Genomic DNA, 15760 nt, shown 5'->3' with positions numbered 1-15760 from the left:
CCAGTAATGTTACCTTACCGCCACAAGAAAAGGAGGAATCATATGCCCGGCAATAAACGGATGGCTGAGACTGTCCCTGCTTCTGCGGCAGCACTGCGGACTTCGGTACGCAAAAGAAGCAGGTTGTCCGTGGGCCAGGATTGGCAGTTGTACGCGCTGTTGTTCGTGCCCATGGTGTACTTTTTGGTGTTCAAGTATGTTCCAATGTATGGCGTTACGATCGCGTTCAAAGAGTTCAATATGTTTCAGGGCGTCTGGAACAGCCCCTGGATCGGATTGGACGCCTTCCGTGAAATTTTTCAGATGAAGGACTTCTACAAAGTGTTGCGGAACACCATGCTGCTAAACTTGTTGGATTTGGTGATTTCGTTTCCGGCCCCGATTATTTTGGCGCTGCTGCTGAATGAAATCCGGATTCATTGGTTTAAAAAAGGTGCGCAGACCGTTCTTTACCTGCCGCATTTTATCTCTTGGGTGATCATCGGCGGTATGGTGTATCAGCTGTTGTCTACGAACACGGGGTTAGTCAACCATCTGCTGACCGCAATGGGGCTGGGGACTGTGCCATTTCTCACGGACCCTTTGTATTGGATTATCACATATGTCGGCACAGGCGTGTGGCAGAATGCTGGCTGGGGAACGATTATTTATCTGGCCGCGTTAACAGGCATTAATAGGGAGCTGTACGAGGCGGCCGACGTCGACGGGGCCGGACGGCTGAGGAAGATCTGGAACATCACGCTGCCCGGCATTAAGCCTACAATTATCATTCTGCTTATCATCAATATTGGGCACATGGCAAGCATCGGCTTCGAGCGCCCGTTCGTGTTGGCTAACCCGTTGGTTACCGACGTGTCCGATGTAATCAGCACGTTCGTGTATAAAGTAGGCGTGCAATCCGCCAGATTTACAATTGCAACGGCCATCGGACTGTTTCAGGCGGTGGTGGGCTTAGTGTTCTTGCTCTCGGCGAACTATATTTCCAAAAAAGTCACCGACCAAGGAATCTGGTAATGGGGGGATATGGATGGTAACGGGTGTAAAAGACAAAGTGATTGACATTTTCGTTCTAACCGTCGTTGCGATTACGTCATTTCTGTGCCTTGTGCCGATTCTCCATTTGGCCGCGGTTTCCCTCAGCTCGAATGCAGCCATCTTATCGAATAAAGTGACCGTGTTTCCGGTGGAATGGAGCACGCTCGCATATCAGACGGTCCTGCAGGATGCGAAGATGCTCAATTCGCTGCTGTTTACTATCGTGCTGGTCTGCCTTTTCACGGTGATCTGCATGGTGATGACGATCTGCGCCGCTTATCCGCTCACCAAAAAAAAGCTCAAGGGCCGTGATTTTTTCCTGCTCATGATTTTATTCACGATGTTTTTCAGCGGCGGCTTGATTCCGGAGTATCTTCTTGTCAAATCACTGTCATTAACCAACACGATCTGGGCGCTGGTGCTGCCGGGTATGATCAACGCGTTCTATCTGATCATTCTGAAATCATTTTTCTCATCCATTCCCGAAGAATTGGAAGAATCGGCCCGAATGGACGGAAGCTCTCATTTTAGTACCTTGATACGGATTGTGCTGCCGCTGTCTCTGCCTGTGCTGGCGACACTCAGCCTGTTTTACGCGGTCGGAAGATGGAACGGATTTATGGATGCGCTGTTTTATATCACTAATCAGGACTTGTATCCGATTCAGCTTAAGCTCTATCAACTCGTAATAAGCAACCAGATGAACGACGCCACCGCCACCGAAGGCATGAGCGCAGTCGCTCCCATACCGGAGAGTATGAAAGCGGCCAGCATCATGTTCGCGACTATTCCGATATTGCTGGTGTATCCGTGGCTGCAACGGTACTTTATGTCAGGCATTATGATCGGGGCGGTGAAGGGCTAGGCATGCTTACAAGCCGGCGTCCAGCAATAGTGCAAAACGACCCAGCGGATAAAGCCCATCGAGAGGTGCTGAGCGCTTTACATTTAGCCTTGTCGAAGCCAAGGAAATACGAAAAAAGGGAGTGATCGCGATGCACGTGAAGAACAAAGCCGCCAGATTGGCCGGATTCTCATTGGTGACGGTGCTGCTGACCGGCATGCTGGCCGGCTGCTCCGACGGGGGGAGCTCGGCCGATCAGGGTGGTGCCAATGGCGAACAGGTGACATTAAAGATTGAGCTGTTCGACCGCGGCAACACGCCGCCGGGAGCTCCGCCGCTCACGGAGAGCTATTTTGTAAAGTACATCCAGGAGAAATTCGGTGATCCCAACAACATTAGGCTGGAATTCGTCACCGTGCCAAGGACGGAGGAAGTGCCGAAATTGAACGTGCTGATGGCGGCTAACGAGGCGCCGGATCTTATTTTCACCTACAATGATGCCGCCGTACAAAACTGGGTGAAGCAGGGGGGATTGACCGAACTCGACGAACTGCTTAACCAGCACGGGCCGAATTTGAAAAAATATCTTGGCGAAGAGCTCCTGGGCTACGGCAGAATCAACGGCAAACAGTACACGATCCCGTCCAAACGGATTATTCTAGCGTCACAGACCCCGATTATCAGGAAGGATTGGCTCGATAAGCTGGGCATGGAGCCCCCGGAGACGACCGAAGAGTTTTACGAGGTGCTGAAGGCGTTCAAGGAGAAGGACCCGGGGAACACAGGGGGCAAAGTGATCCCCTACGGCATCAAGTATAACAACAATCTCGACCCGCTGGTGCGAACCTTCTGGAAGCCGATGACGGAAGAAGAGTATCACACTTTACCGGATTTGCTCAAGCCAGGCCATAAAGACGGCTACCGGTTCCTGAACAAGCTGTATAATGAAAACCTGATCAGCCCGGACTTTGCATTGGATAAGGATGGCAAAAAGTTTCAGGCGGATTTCGTTAACGGTTTGGTCGGCTTCACCGTAACGAACACGAACGAGCCCGTGTACATGGCGTACTACTCAACGCTGCAGAAAAATGTGCCGGATGCCAAGCTGCTGCCCATCGACCCGTTCACAAATTATGAGGGTAAACACGTCAAGGGCATTTACCATAAGCTGTCCGCCCACCTGATGATACCGAAATCGAGCAAACGGGCGGTGGAGGCGATCAAATTTTTGGATTGGATGTCTGATTATAAAGTGATTTTCGATCTCCAAAACGGCACGGAAGGCGTAACCTACAAAATGGGCGCCGACGGTATTCCGGAATTCCTCGACACGGACGAGGCCAAAAAGATCATGTACAATTATCTGGATTACAGCATGCTGATTAACGGCAAAGACATGGGTGATCCCGACAAAACGCTGAAAGCGAACGCCGCGGACCCGAAATACAAAGACTTCACCATGGACAGCATTAGGATAGGGGAGCAGGACGGACAGCTGCCGCCCCGGTTTGACCGGCCCATCGAGGCGCAGATCAAATACAATCAGACGCTCACCGATAAAGCGGTAGAAATCTATGTGAAAACGGTTACGGCCAAGCCTGCCGATTTTGACAAGCTGTACGATGACATGGTGGCGGAATATTTGACGATTGGCGGGAAAGAGGTCATGGAGGAGCAGAAAAAAGCATACATGGAAATGAAGAAGAAATAAGCGGAGCGCCGAAAAGGAGGAAGCTTCAAGATGGAACCACAGAAATTGCCGGGAAAACGCACTCTTATCTCCTATGAGAACGCTGAGGAGCAGCAGCTGGCGAAGGCCGTCGCCGACACGTTGTACCGGTACGATCATTTTCCGGAGGTCCGCGCTGCCAAGCTGAATGAAGTAACGGATGAGCATGTGCGGCTGTTTTGGCAGCAGGGGTATCTAGTGGTGGACGAAGTGTTGAACGCGGAGGAGGTGCGTACGGCGATCGCGGCAGTAATGGATGCGGTGCACGGTAAAACGGCTGGAGTCAAAGTCCAGTTTGTGAAATCCGAGGCCCGGTTAAAAACCGATGATGAAAGGGAGCTGGCTGTGCGGAAAATATATGACTTCATCCAGCATGACGCGCGGCTGAACGCTGTCGCTCATCATCAGGGCACCCTGGATTTGATCGCGAGATTGTTTGCCGGCGAAAAAGCGGTTGTCGTGCAGGATCAGGCTCTGCTAAAGCCGCCGTCGGGCGGTGCTGAAAAGCCCTGGCACCAAGACATGGCCTATGGGGCGCTGGCATACGACAGGTCGGTGATCGGTATGTGGACCGCGCTGGACCCGGCCGGCCTGGACAACGGATGTATGCACGTCATTCCTTATTCCCACAGGCAGGGAGCGGTGCCGCATTATGCTGAAAGGGATTGGCAGCTGTGCGACAGCAGCGTCGACGTGGAGCGGGATGTGGCGGTGCCGCTAAAGCCGGGCGGAGCTCTGTTTTTCTCCGGCTTGCTGCATCACGGGACACCGCCGAACTTCTCCGACAAACGGAGACGCGCGCTGCAAATTCACTACGCACCCGAATCCGCGCGCAAGCTGACACCTCAGGAATATAAGCGCATGTTCACTAACGAGTTGACGAACGCTGAATGTTGAGATGACGGCTAGGCCCGCGGGAGTGCCCCGCGGGCTTTGTGTGGGTGTGGGATGCGCACCCAGTTCACAACATCATGGCTCACGCTCACGCCTGCAGCTTCAGCTTGCGGTAATCCTTTGGCGCTATGCCTTTGCTTTCGCGAAACATGCGGGAGAAAGTCTTATACGAGCCGTAGCCGACTTCATGGGCAATTTCTGTCACCCTCATGTCGGTCGACACCAGCAGGCTGCAGGCGTGTCTGAGGCGCAGATCGTGCAGGAAGTGTACAAAGGTCTGACCCGTGGTCTGTTTGATGACCTCGCTAATGCGCGACGCACTCATCGCGAACAGGCTTGCCAGCTCGGTCAAGGTCAGATCTTCCTGATAATTGCGGTGAATATACTGAATGATCCGCCACACTGATGGGCTTGATTTGCATGCACACTGCACGTCTCCCTCCCCGCTCCGTTCTTTTCTTCGCCAGCGGTCGAAACGGACCAAAACTTCCTTCAGCCTGACTTGCAGCAGAGTTTTCCGCCATCGGTCATCCCCATTGTATTCCCTGAACATGTCCTCTATCAGCGCACACATTTTGTCCTGCTCCCCGCCGATGAAATGGGCGTACGCCGGCAGCGGGTTCGCGGCGTTGATCAACCCGGACAAGCCATCTTGACCGCCTGGCTCCATCAGCATGTCCATACTGAACATACAGTTATACAGGATTAACGTACTGCCGGGGGCGGTGAGGATCTCATGGATCTGATAAGGCAGCACGAACGTGAATGTGCCTGGCACCATCGAATGGCGCACCCCGTTAATAATTTCCGAACCGCTGCCTTCGACCACATAAGAAAACTCCAAAAAGTCGTGCCGGTGCGGGTGGTATCCTCTGTCCAAGCGATTGACGCTTAGATGCAGCGGAGAGGCGGTATTCATGTTTGGATACGTTTTCAAATATTCAGGAAAGTAGGTCATCGTATTCTCTCCTCCGAAAACTTGAGACATTTATCGAAGTCTTGGGAGCACAAACCGTTTCTGCTTACTTTACTATATAAGGTGACAGGCATTCATATGCGTGAAGGAGGCAAAATCAAATTATTGAACTTGGAGTCTCAATTAACCCATGGAGGTGATCGTATGCTGCGAGGTTTAACGTATGCCGGTGTCGGCGCTGTCGAGAGTGATGAGCAGTTCATCCAACTAGCGGCAAAATACGGATTTCAAGCGGTGGATTTGGACCCATCGAACCTGGTCGAACGGCTGGGGTTGGAAGGCACAAATGAGCTGCTGCAGCAAAACGGTATTGTGCTAGGCGCTATAGGTCTGCCTGTTGAATGGCGTACCACGGATGAAGAATTTCGTGCAGGGCTCGTGAAACTGACCAAATTAGCGGCAGCGGCATCGGTGTTGGGATGCACAGCTTGCTGTACCTACATACTGCCGTCCACGGACCATAATCCGGCCCATTTCATGGCGGTGGCAACGCGGCGGCTTCGCATCTGTGCCCAGGTGCTCGGCGCATATAATATTCGGCTGGCACTGGAGTTCGTCGGTCCGCATCACTTGCGCAGCCGCTGGAAGCATCCGTTCATCTGGACGCCGGCGCAAACGCTGGACTGGATGGCCGCCATCGCAGAACGCAACGTGGGCTTGCTGTATGACGCATATCATTGGTACACGAACGGTTTGACCATCTCCGACATCCGGCAGCTCCGTGCAGATCAAATCGTGCACGTGCATATCAATGACGCCCCGGCGGTGCCGGTGCATGAGGTGTTGGATAACGGTCGTGTCTACCCGGGGGAGGGTGTAATTGATCTCGCCGGCTTTTTGCAAGGGCTGCATTCGATTGGTTACGAAGGGGTCGTTGCCCAAGAGATACTCACCGCCACACAGCCGACTGACGCGACTGAGAGTCTGATGCAGCGGTCCCGAGCAGGGTTCGATAAAGTGTTCGGGGCGGCGGGCCTTGGCACATAATCATGGCCCAGCAATAGTATTACACAGCCAGAAGCACGTTTGCCGCGGCCCGCTGCAAAGCTGCGCCGCGCCCGTGCCCATTGCCTTAGAACTGTTGTATACATCGAAAGGGGAGTGCAGCTGATGAAATTGAGATTACTGACCAGCCCGATCTTTGCGCTTGCCTTCGCCGGGGTGTTGCTCGCAGGCTGTGAGTCCACGCCTCCGCCGGCGGTCGGCAACAGCCAGCCATCCACCGGCAAGCAGGAGGCGGGTGCACCCGGTGCCGCGCCTCCAACTGCCGGGCAAACCGGGCAAGCAGGCGGACCCAAGGAAACGCCCAGAAACGAAACGCTTTACATTAACGGTATACAGTGGGGTGCACCCACAAATTTTAACGTGCTAAGCGGCAATTCGGCGTTCCCTGTGAACTACGGGGACTCCCGGGAATTGATCTATGAAACGTTGTTTATGATCAACCAGTTGGACGGCAAGCTGGAACCTTTGCTCGGCACGAGCTACACCTGGACCGATGACGTGACGCTGCGCGTAGAGTTGAATAAGGATGCCAAGTGGAGCGACGGCAAGCCATTCACTTCTGACGATGTGGCATACACCTACAAGCTTGGGCAGAAGTATCAGATCAATTGGAGCAGTTTTTGGGCATACGTGGAAGATGTGGTGGCGGACGGACCGCATGCGGTGAACATCAAGCTGAGCAAGACGAATCCGAATAAGCTGACTGTGCTGGATAGTATCGAACTCATCCCAATGCTGCCGAAGCATATTTGGGAGGAAAAAGAAAAGCAGGCAGGGAACGACCTGGCGACATTGCGCAAAGACATAAACGCAGATCCAGTGGGCACCGGCCCTTACAAAATGTATTTCTACAATGACCAGAAAATCATCGTCGCAAGAGACGATAACTATTGGGGCAAATCGCTGTTCGGCAAGCTGCCGGCCCCCAAATATATCACCCATATCATTTACAAGGATAACGCTGCCGGAGACCTCGCCTTCAAGAGCGGACAAGTGGACGTATCACAGCAGTTTACCCCACAGGTGTGGAATATGTGGAAGGACGGCAAGCCGGTGAAAACATATCTCAAGGACGCCCCATATTATCTGCCAGGCTCAATGCCGTCCATCTTCTTTAATGTGGCGGAAAAAGGTCTCGACAACCCGGATGTGCGCAGAGCGATCGCTATGAGCATCGACTATAAAAAGATCGCTGACCTCGCGATGAGCGGTTACTCACCTGCAATGCAGCCGGCTCTGACGCTCCCGTCGGGCACGGAAGCCAAGTACGTCGATCAAGCGGCGCTCAAGCCGCTGCAGTGGGCAACTGACGTGAAGGCGGCGAATGAGCTGCTCGACAAGATCGGGGCCGCCAAAGGGCCTGACGGAATCCGGGTGTTGAACGGCACACGGCTCGGACCTTTTGAGATTGAATGCCCTTACGGTTGGTCCGATTGGAACGCTGCGCTCGAAATCGCCGCCCAAAGCAGCAAAGCGATCGGCATCGAAATCAGAACGAAGTTTCCTGAGCAGCCCGTGTGGAACAACAATCTGCAGACAGGCAAATTCGACATCATTATGAACACGCCCGCCGGCGGCGTAAGCCCCAGCCAGCCTTGGAGCCGCGCAAGGACAATCATGTACTCGAAGGGCGTACCTGCGGCCGGGGAGATGGCTTTCTGGAACTGGGGCCGGTACAAGAATGCACGGGCGGATGAAATTATAGATCAAATCCCGATGATCTCAGATGAAGCACAGCTGAAAAGCCTGTACACCGAGCTGACCCAAATTTGGCTGAAAGATGTTCCATCCATTCCTCTTATGTACAGACCGTGGAAATTTTACACCGTGAGTGAAGCCGTGTGGAAGGGGTTCCCGGTGGAGGGCGACGAAACTAACATTCCTCCACAGATAGCCATCGATGGCGCCGGCGTGCGAGCTTTGTATCAGATTCATATAACTAACCACGACGCCGCGAGGGGTCCACGGCGGTGACTGGGCGCGCTCCGTACCAGCGCGAGGCGCCGGTGTCTGCACCAGCCGAGCACGGGCCGGTATCGGCGTGCGTCATGAGCCGGCACGAGCGGCCGTGAACGGAGGCCTATGATCAAGGCGGTATCTACACACGAGCCCGCACATAGGCCTCTTTCCACAACTCGGCATCACCACTATTTTCACGGGGGTGTGCATCTGTTGAATGCCTACACAAAATATTTTGTGAAAAAATTCCTCTGGTATTTCCTCACTCTGCTGATCGCTGTGAGTCTGAATTTCATGCTGCCGCGACTTATTCAGGGCAACCCGGTCAGCATGATTGCTTCCCAGGTGACGCAAGGGATGACGGACAGCGATAGTATCAAAAAAGTATACGAAACGTTCATGGTCGAGTTCGGCATCGATAAACCGATTGGCACCCAATTTTTGATTTATGTGAAAAACCTGCTGACAGGCAATCTCGGCACATCATTTGGTTTGTACCCGAAAAAGGTCACGGATATTCTGGCTTCCGCCGTGCCATGGACCGTGGGTCTTCAGCTTCCGGCGATACTCACCGGCTGGATTCTCGGCAACATTCTCGGCGCTGTCGCGGCATACAGGAAGGGCGTACTGGACAAAGTCATTTTCCCTGCGGCATTGTTCGTCAACTCCATACCGTTTTTCACGTTGGCTATCATTATGCTCTACATTTTCGGGCTTACGTTACATTGGTTCCCGCTCTCCGGGGGCTACGATTATCAGATGATGCCGAATCTCAGCCTCGAATTCATTGGTTCGGTAATCAGGCACCACACGCTGCCATTTCTCTCGATCGTTTTGGTCACAATCGGCGGTCAAGCGATCGGTATGAGAGAGATGTCCATTTATGAGCTGAATTCGGACTATGTATTGTACAGCAAGCTGCTCGGTATCCGTGATTCGACCATAGCGAAATATGTGTTCAAAAATGCGATGCTTCCGCAAATAACCGGACTGGCCCTATCCATAGGCACCATGGTCGGCGGGTCCTTGATTTGTGAAATCGTGTTCAGCTATCCCGGCATCGGCACTTGGCTGTTCACGGCGATCAGGCAGTTGGATTATCCGTTGATATCAGGCTGTACGCTGCTCATAGCGGTCACCGTGCTCTTGGCTAACTTCACGATTGAAATCATATATGGCATCGTCGATCCGAGGATCAAGGCTGCACAAGCGGAGGAACATTAAAATGAAGAATTCGCTCAACATCCTGATAAAATCACCCAAATTTGTTATAGGTGCGTCGGCTTTTCTGCTGATGATGGCATTGGTGCTTACTTATCCGCTAATTCACCCGCAGGACCCGCTGGAAATGGTGGGACTGGCGTTCCAACCGCCTGATGGCGACATGCTGCTGGGTACGGATAACTTCGGCCGGGATATATTTTTGGAGTTAATGTACGGGATAAAGACTTCAGTCAAAGTCGGTTTGATTGCCGGCATCTGTGCGACCGTTATCGGGCTGGCGATCGGGCTTGCGTCGGGTTACATCGGCGGCTTGTGGGATAACATTCTGACTGCGGTGACTAATATTTTTATCGTGATTCCGTCCTTTATCATTCTGATCCTCGTCTCTGTGAGCATTAATTCCCGGAGTTCGCTCATCACTGCGCTGATCATCGGACTTACAAGCTGGCCGTGGACCGCGAGGGCGGTGCGCGCGCAAACGACATCGCTTAGAAACCGGGATCATGTAAATATAGCCAAAATTTCCGGCCACAGCACGCCCAGAATTATTGTTTTTGAAATTTTGCCGTACATCGCTTCCTATGTTGTAATGGCTTTCGTACTGCAAACGGCGTCAGGGATTTTGTCCGAGGCGTCCATTTCCATGCTTGGCCTGGGGCCGTATAACACGATCTCGCTTGGCATTCTGATGAACTGGGCATTGGTGTTCGAAGCTCCGGTGGCGGGTGCATGGTGGGCCTTTATTCCGGCAGCGCTATCCATTGCGGTCATCACTTTCTCGCTGTATATGATGAATGCGGGGATGGACGAAATTTTCAATCCGAAAATAAGGAGCTAGCTATGGGCACAAATATCCTCGAAGTGAACGGCTTAAAAACTTACTATCGTACCCGGTTGAACGAGAAGGTTTACGCTGTAGATGGGGTGGACTTTGCTCTTGAGCAGGGGAAAACACTCGGGATCGCCGGTGAATCCGGCTGCGGTAAGTCCACGCTGGCGTTAAGTCTGATGGGTTTTTATTTTCCTCCGCTGCACTATGGCGGCGGCTCGATCCATGTGGACGGTACGGACATTATGAAGCTGAGCAAGGAGCAGCTCAGACGGAAGGTGTCGGGTAAAGAGATCGCCTATATCCCGCAGGCGGCAATGAATGCGCTCAATCCAACCATGAAAATCATTAGCTTCATTCAAGATATTATGAAAGAACACCGGCCAGAATTGAGCAAGCAGCAGGTATGGCAGCTGGCGGCCGAACGATTCGAAACGTTGAACCTGTCGCAAAACGTGCTGAGCTCGTATCCGAACGAGCTGTCAGGCGGCATGAAGCAGCGGACCGTGATCGCCATTTCCACTATTCTCAACCCGAAAGTGCTCATTGCCGACGAACCTACCTCCGCACTGGACGTGACCTCGCAGAAGGCGGTCATCAAGCTGTTGAAGAACCTGCTTGACAAGCAATTCATCAAGGCATTGGTGTTCATCACACATGAGCTTCCGCTGTTGTACCATGTGACTGACGATATCGTTGTTATGTACGCAGGAGAAATCGTCGAGCGCGGTACTGCTCATCAGATGGTGTTCGATCCTCTCCACCCATATACAAAACGGCTGATGGGTTCGATAATCGTGCCGGAGGAAGGCATGAAAGGACATAAGCTTGCCGCCATTCCCGGGGCGCCGCCGAATCTTAAGCATGTGCCGCCGGGCTGCAGATTCGCGCCGCGCTGCGCCTTCGCTGCAGATGAGTGCAGGGCGGGCAAAGTGGACAGCAAAACGGTAGATGGGCGCATTTACCGGTGTCGTTTTGATACCGGCACATTGAAGGAGTGGTATAGGCATGAGCAGCAGTAAGGCGTTGATTACCGGCAGGGATATAACGAAGGTTTTCGGCTATGGCAAAAACAAAACAACAGCCCTCGACGATGTCAATTTCGTTTTCCATGAAGGGGAGATCGTTTCGATCGTTGGCGAGAGCGGCAGCGGCAAGACCACGCTGGCAAAGATTATTATGGGGCTGCTCAAAGAAACCGCGGGGACCATCGAATACAAGGGGAAACCGCGGCTGTTGAAAAACCATTCACAGAGACGCGAGTATTGGAAAGATATACAGGCCATTTTCCAGGATCCATTCTCATCCTTTAATATGTTTCACAAAGTCGAGAAGCTGCTGAAGGATTGCATCCGGCTGCAGGGGCTGAAGCTGAGCGCCGACGAGCAGTTTCGCAAGATGCAAGAAGCCTGCACCTTCGTCAATCTGAAGTTCGAGGAACTGTACAACAAGTATCCGTTCGAGCTGTCCGGAGGGCAGATGCAGAGGCTGATGATCGCTAGAATCTTCATGCTGCATCCGAAGGTGTTAATCGCAGATGAGCCGACCTCGATGGTGGATGCCTGTTCCAGATCGACGATACTGGATATGCTGTTAAAGCTGCGCGACGAGAATAACATGACCATTATTTTCATCACGCATGATGTCGGTTTGGCTTACTACGTCAGTGACACGTTATATATCATGGAGAAGGGCAACGTGATAGAAAGCGGCCGGGCCGACGAGATTATACTGAATCCGCAGCATCGTTACACGCAGCAGCTCATTGCCGATGTACCGAAAATCCATTCTGCCTGGGATTTAAGTTAGCCGGGGAATCTGTGCGGGCTGGCTGATACGTAAAAAAGCTTCCATGGCATCCGCCATGGAAGCTTTTTTGTTACCCTTTTAGCACAAAAGTGTTGCCATCCGCATCCTTAAACTGCGCGAATGTGCCCCAGTGCATTTTTTGGTGATATTACAAAATTAATGGCAGCTTTACATCCGTCTGATACCGCGATAATAAATGTCGCTTATTCTGTTTGTAGCACCTGATGATCAAGATATGGAGAAAATGAGGACGTGCGACTTGCAAACTTATCCCGTTATTGCGTCGATCACCGAGGCGGATCAAATAACCGATGCGTTGGCAAGCGGTGTTCGAAGGGTCAATTTGATGGCCGGTACAATCAATAACTTAAAACCTATCATTGAGCGGCTGCATGACGTCGGCAAGCAAGTATTCGTACACATCGAGATGGTAGGCGGCATCGGCAGGGATGCTTCCTCCATTCAATATTTGGCTGAGGTTTTTAAGGCGGATGGCATAGTGACAACGAAGAGCAATGCTGTCGCTGCCGCCAAACAAGCGGGGATTCGAAGCATTCAGCGCTGTTTCGCGATTGATTCAGCCGCCGTAGAAACGGCCGTTCGCATGATTAATAAGTGCGGCCCGGACGAAGTGGAGCTTATGCCCGGTTTGATGCCGCGCGTCATTCGGGAAGTGAAGGGGAAAATTACACAGCCCCTAATCGTAGGGGGATTAATCCGGCATGATGAGGAAATAAGGCTTGCTCTGGAAAACGGTGCAGACTTTGTTTCTATCGGCGACAGCAGGTTTTGGTAAAACAACAACAAAATATCGAGCCTGCGGGTGGAGACGATGAGAAAACCCAGTGGCCACTGAATCAACGATCCTTTGGTAAAACAAAAGGGGGGATTTCTGCTGCTGGTTTTTTTGTGCCCAAATTAGCGTTAGCTTCACATGAGCAGATGTGTTGCGTTTGGCATCACCATTATCCAAGGAGGTTTTTTGGTATGTCTGTTAGAGGGGTTGCGCATCGAGGATATCCCGGTAAATTGCCGGAAAACACGCTGTCGTCGTTCGCGGTGGCTTGCAAATTGAATTTCTCGCATCTTGAGCTGGATGTACACCTGAGCAAAGACGGCGTTCCGGTCGTGATTCATGATGATACGATTGACCGTACGACCAACGGCCGGGGCCGGGTGAAGGATTATACGGCGGCTGAGCTTCAGCGGTTCGTCATAGCTGGAAATGAACGCATACCAACGTTAGAGGAAGCCCTGCTCCTATGCAAAGACCGCATTCGCGTGAACATTGAACTGAAACAAATGGGCAGCTTGTATCCCGGTTTGGAAGAACAGGTGTACCAAGTGATTGAACAGACTGCTGCTGTGAACGATGTCATCGTGTCTTCCTTCGACCATGACGCTGTGATAAGAATGCGCGCGCTGTCGTCGGAACTGGCGCTCGGGCTGATCACTTTTGGCGGCTCGCCGGCTTTCCTCAGCATGGCTCAGGAAATGAATGCTCGCTATTTATCGATGCATCATGGTTTTATCATGGACCGGTATGTGGATCTCTGTCTGCAGAACGATATCCAGCTGATTGCTTGGACTGTTAACCAAGAGGAACAGATGCAAGAGATGTTAAAGTATCCGTCGGTTCTGGTATGCACAGATGAGCTGGAAAAATGGATCAACACGGTGGCCGGAACAGCTTCAGCGGCTGCTGTGAACTAAACGGGGAGAACGGTCATATGGAAGCGTTAGGCTCATATGAGGCTTACTGTTTTGACTTGGATGGTACCATATTTCTCGGCGACAAGCTGCTGCCTAACGTGCAAGCCACGATTGCAGAGCTCCGTGAGAGAAACAAGAAAATTATGTTTTTAAGCAACACTTCCGTCCAAACCCGTGAGGACTGCCGCAGACGGCTTGAACGGCTTGAGCTGCCATGCGGGCTGGATGAGATTATTACAGCGACCTATGTATCAGCGCTGTATTTTCAGGAGTATGCGCCCGATGCCGTCATTTATTTACTGGGCGAACCGGCGCTGGGGGAGGAATTGCGCCAGTGCGGCCTGCGGACCACGGTCGATCCGTTGGCCGCGACACATGTATTGGTCGGGCTGGACAGGAAGTTTTCCTACGACAAGCTCAATTTCGGAATGAAGGCGATTCGCCGCGGGGCGAAGCTGATTGCGGTGAACCCGGATCCCTGCTGTCCCGTAGCCGGCGATGTCATCCCCGACACATGATCGTTGGTCAAGGCATTGGAGGCTGCCAGCCAATCCGAAGCCGATGTCGTTATCGGCAAGCCGTCAGCTTACTTTGCAAGCAAAGCGCTGCAGCGGCTGGGGATACCCGCCGGCAGATGTTTGATGGTCGGGGACAGACTGGAAACCGACATTCTGCTCGGCGCCAACAGCGATATGAGAACCGCGCTCGTTCTGGCAGGTATCGCCTCCGCAGACGATATCGAAAGATTAAACATCTTTCCCGATTATGTGATTGCGACGTTAGGTGAACTGGTTGCAAACACGGGAAATACACAGCAAACGGCAACAACCGACAGAACAACGATGAACACGGCATAACCAAAAACGTGGGAGGTATGTACAAATGCGTCTGGTTCTTATGGGAGATTTTCATTATTCGAGGATGGCTGCCGGCACACAGGAAATGATCGAGGCGAGAGATCAAGCGTATAACGTTATGTTGAGCACTTTCTTGACTATGGAGGGTGATTTCCACATCTCGTTAGGCGATCTTACCCATGAAGGTTTTCCGGAGGAGTTCCGCTATGTATTCGACCGGATCAACGGCAGCGGCCGCAATTTCATCCACGTGCTTGGCAACCACGATGCCTACTCGATCCCTAAAGCGGACATTTTGGCTATTACCGGACAGCAAAGATACAGCGCGATTGACACACAGGAGGCCACGCTGATTTTCCTCGATTCTACCAAAGAAATGGATCACAACGATTGGGGCGGGGAGATGGACGATCAGCAGTTGGAGTGGCTCCAGCAGCAGCTTGACAAGTCGGGCGTGAAACCGGTTTTTGTGTTCTCCCACCATCCTGTTTACGCGACAACCACGCGTTCCGATATGGATAAACTCTCGATCCATCCGGACATTGATATGAAAGCAGTGCTCAATACCAAAAAAGGCCCGGGATTTTTCTTCTGCGGACACAATCATGTTAATTCGATCGTACAGCAGGACGGATGGCATTACATCCAGACCGCCGCATGCTTGGACATTCCCGCCTTCCGTATTGTAGAGCTGAAGGACGGTCTGGTGAAAACGGAGCTCGTCACAATCGACGAGATGAATCTTGCCGATCACATTATCCGGTTCAACACGAAAATGCCGGGATTCGGCCCTTTCGCAGAAGCCCGTGGAGCGGATACGGATTGCAGCATGCAGGTAAATATACTGGCGTCCGTGTGAGACGATAACGCCACGCCGTTAAGACGT

At 52.3% G+C, this 15760-nt stretch carries 16 protein-coding genes; 15 read left to right on the top strand and 1 reads right to left on the bottom strand.

Features of this window, described 5'->3' with window-relative positions; translation table 11 throughout:
- Positions 1-42: 42 nt before the first annotated feature.
- The 4 genes from CBW46_RS03495 (at position 43) to CBW46_RS03480 (ending at position 4505) form a co-directional block, all read left to right on the top strand.
- Positions 43-1014 (top strand): ABC transporter permease, encoded by a 972-nt coding sequence (locus tag CBW46_RS03495; RefSeq protein ID WP_089198600.1) that lies wholly within the window; start codon positions 43-45, stop codon positions 1012-1014.
- 13 nt (positions 1015-1027) lie between these two features.
- Positions 1028-1900: a carbohydrate ABC transporter permease gene (locus CBW46_RS03490; RefSeq protein WP_089198599.1), complete on the top strand. Its 873-nt coding sequence runs from the start codon at positions 1028-1030 to the stop codon at positions 1898-1900.
- Between the two features lie 130 nt (positions 1901-2030).
- Positions 2031-3590, top strand: coding sequence for an extracellular solute-binding protein (locus tag CBW46_RS03485; RefSeq protein ID WP_089198598.1), 1560 nt, complete (start codon positions 2031-2033; stop codon positions 3588-3590).
- A 30-nt stretch (positions 3591-3620) separates the two neighbouring features.
- Positions 3621-4505 carry a phytanoyl-CoA dioxygenase family protein gene (locus CBW46_RS03480; protein ID WP_089198597.1) on the top strand — a complete coding sequence of 295 codons (885 nt, stop codon included), beginning with the start codon at positions 3621-3623 and terminating at the stop codon, positions 4503-4505.
- 85 nt (positions 4506-4590) lie between these two features.
- On the opposite strand, the gene CBW46_RS03475 is transcribed toward CBW46_RS03480, so the two are convergent.
- Positions 4591-5460, bottom strand: coding sequence for an AraC family transcriptional regulator (locus tag CBW46_RS03475; RefSeq protein WP_165842181.1), 870 nt, complete (start codon positions 5458-5460; stop codon positions 4591-4593).
- Between the two features lie 162 nt (positions 5461-5622).
- On the opposite strand from CBW46_RS03475, the gene CBW46_RS03470 reads away from it, so the two are divergent.
- From CBW46_RS03470 to CBW46_RS03425, 11 genes are all read left to right on the top strand, one after another.
- Positions 5623-6465, top strand: coding sequence for a sugar phosphate isomerase/epimerase family protein (locus CBW46_RS03470; RefSeq protein WP_089198685.1), 843 nt, complete (start codon positions 5623-5625; stop codon positions 6463-6465).
- A 123-nt stretch (positions 6466-6588) separates the two neighbouring features.
- Positions 6589-8457 carry an ABC transporter substrate-binding protein gene (locus CBW46_RS03465; RefSeq protein ID WP_089198595.1) on the top strand — a complete coding sequence of 623 codons (1869 nt, stop codon included), beginning with the start codon at positions 6589-6591 and terminating at the stop codon, positions 8455-8457.
- 198 nt (positions 8458-8655) lie between these two features.
- Positions 8656-9666 (top strand): ABC transporter permease, encoded by a 1011-nt coding sequence (locus CBW46_RS03460; protein ID WP_089198594.1) that lies wholly within the window; start codon positions 8656-8658, stop codon positions 9664-9666.
- A 1-nt stretch (position 9667) separates the two neighbouring features.
- Entirely contained in the window at positions 9668-10504 is an 837-nt protein-coding gene (locus CBW46_RS03455; RefSeq protein WP_089198593.1) for an ABC transporter permease, read from the top strand.
- A gap of 2 nt (positions 10505-10506) precedes the next feature.
- Positions 10507-11517, top strand: a complete 1011-nt coding sequence (locus CBW46_RS03450) for an ABC transporter ATP-binding protein (protein WP_089198592.1) — start codon at positions 10507-10509, stop codon at positions 11515-11517.
- Positions 11504-12304 carry an ABC transporter ATP-binding protein gene (locus CBW46_RS03445; RefSeq protein ID WP_089198591.1) on the top strand — a complete coding sequence of 267 codons (801 nt, stop codon included), beginning with the start codon at positions 11504-11506 and terminating at the stop codon, positions 12302-12304. The genes CBW46_RS03450 and CBW46_RS03445 overlap by 14 nt, the downstream gene beginning before the upstream one ends.
- 259 nt (positions 12305-12563) lie before the next feature.
- A complete protein-coding gene (locus CBW46_RS03440) occupies positions 12564-13100 on the top strand; it encodes a glycerol-3-phosphate responsive antiterminator (RefSeq protein ID WP_243633142.1) in 537 nt (178 codons plus the stop codon).
- 191 nt (positions 13101-13291) lie between these two features.
- Positions 13292-14017, top strand: coding sequence for a glycerophosphodiester phosphodiesterase (locus CBW46_RS03435; RefSeq protein WP_089198590.1), 726 nt, complete (start codon positions 13292-13294; stop codon positions 14015-14017).
- Entirely contained in the window at positions 13969-14535 is a 567-nt protein-coding gene (locus CBW46_RS22130) for an HAD-IIA family hydrolase (protein ID WP_341538162.1), read from the top strand. Before CBW46_RS03435 ends, CBW46_RS22130 begins: the two co-directional genes overlap by 49 nt.
- Positions 14536-14538: 3 nt before the next feature.
- Positions 14539-14874 (top strand): HAD hydrolase-like protein, encoded by a 336-nt coding sequence (locus CBW46_RS22125; protein ID WP_341538161.1) that lies wholly within the window; start codon positions 14539-14541, stop codon positions 14872-14874.
- A 25-nt stretch (positions 14875-14899) separates the two neighbouring features.
- On the top strand, positions 14900-15733 hold the full coding sequence (locus tag CBW46_RS03425) for a metallophosphoesterase family protein (RefSeq protein WP_089198589.1): 834 nt from the start codon (positions 14900-14902) through the stop codon (positions 15731-15733).
- The last annotated feature ends 27 nt before the right edge of the window (positions 15734-15760 follow it).

Source organism: Paenibacillus xerothermodurans (assembly GCF_002220865.2).
Classification (GTDB): domain Bacteria; phylum Bacillota; class Bacilli; order Paenibacillales; family NBRC-103111; genus Paenibacillus_S; species Paenibacillus_S xerothermodurans.
This window is presented reverse-complemented; position numbering and strand designations above follow the sequence as displayed.

What these genes read in the sequence shown, in the direction of transcription:
- CBW46_RS03495 (WP_089198600.1), top strand. Translation starts at nt 43, where the DNA reads ATGCCCGGCAATAAACGGATGGCTGAGACTGTCCCTGCTTCTGCGGCA.
- CBW46_RS03490 (WP_089198599.1), top strand. Translation starts at nt 1,028, where the DNA reads ATGGTAACGGGTGTAAAAGACAAAGTGATTGACATTTTCGTTCTAACC.
- CBW46_RS03485 (WP_089198598.1), top strand. Translation starts at nt 2,031, where the DNA reads ATGCACGTGAAGAACAAAGCCGCCAGATTGGCCGGATTCTCATTGGTG.
- CBW46_RS03480 (WP_089198597.1), top strand. Translation starts at nt 3,621, where the DNA reads ATGGAACCACAGAAATTGCCGGGAAAACGCACTCTTATCTCCTATGAG.
- CBW46_RS03475 (WP_165842181.1), bottom strand. Translation starts at nt 5,460, where the DNA reads ATGACCTACTTTCCTGAATATTTGAAAACGTATCCAAACATGAATACC.
- CBW46_RS03470 (WP_089198685.1), top strand. Translation starts at nt 5,623, where the DNA reads ATGCTGCGAGGTTTAACGTATGCCGGTGTCGGCGCTGTCGAGAGTGAT.
- CBW46_RS03465 (WP_089198595.1), top strand. Translation starts at nt 6,589, where the DNA reads ATGAAATTGAGATTACTGACCAGCCCGATCTTTGCGCTTGCCTTCGCC.
- CBW46_RS03455 (WP_089198593.1), top strand. Translation starts at nt 9,668, where the DNA reads ATGAAGAATTCGCTCAACATCCTGATAAAATCACCCAAATTTGTTATA.
- CBW46_RS03450 (WP_089198592.1), top strand. Translation starts at nt 10,507, where the DNA reads ATGGGCACAAATATCCTCGAAGTGAACGGCTTAAAAACTTACTATCGT.
- CBW46_RS03445 (WP_089198591.1), top strand. Translation starts at nt 11,504, where the DNA reads ATGAGCAGCAGTAAGGCGTTGATTACCGGCAGGGATATAACGAAGGTT.
- CBW46_RS03435 (WP_089198590.1), top strand. Translation starts at nt 13,292, where the DNA reads ATGTCTGTTAGAGGGGTTGCGCATCGAGGATATCCCGGTAAATTGCCG.
- CBW46_RS22130 (WP_341538162.1), top strand. Translation starts at nt 13,969, where the DNA reads ATGGATCAACACGGTGGCCGGAACAGCTTCAGCGGCTGCTGTGAACTA.
- CBW46_RS03425 (WP_089198589.1), top strand. Translation starts at nt 14,900, where the DNA reads ATGCGTCTGGTTCTTATGGGAGATTTTCATTATTCGAGGATGGCTGCC.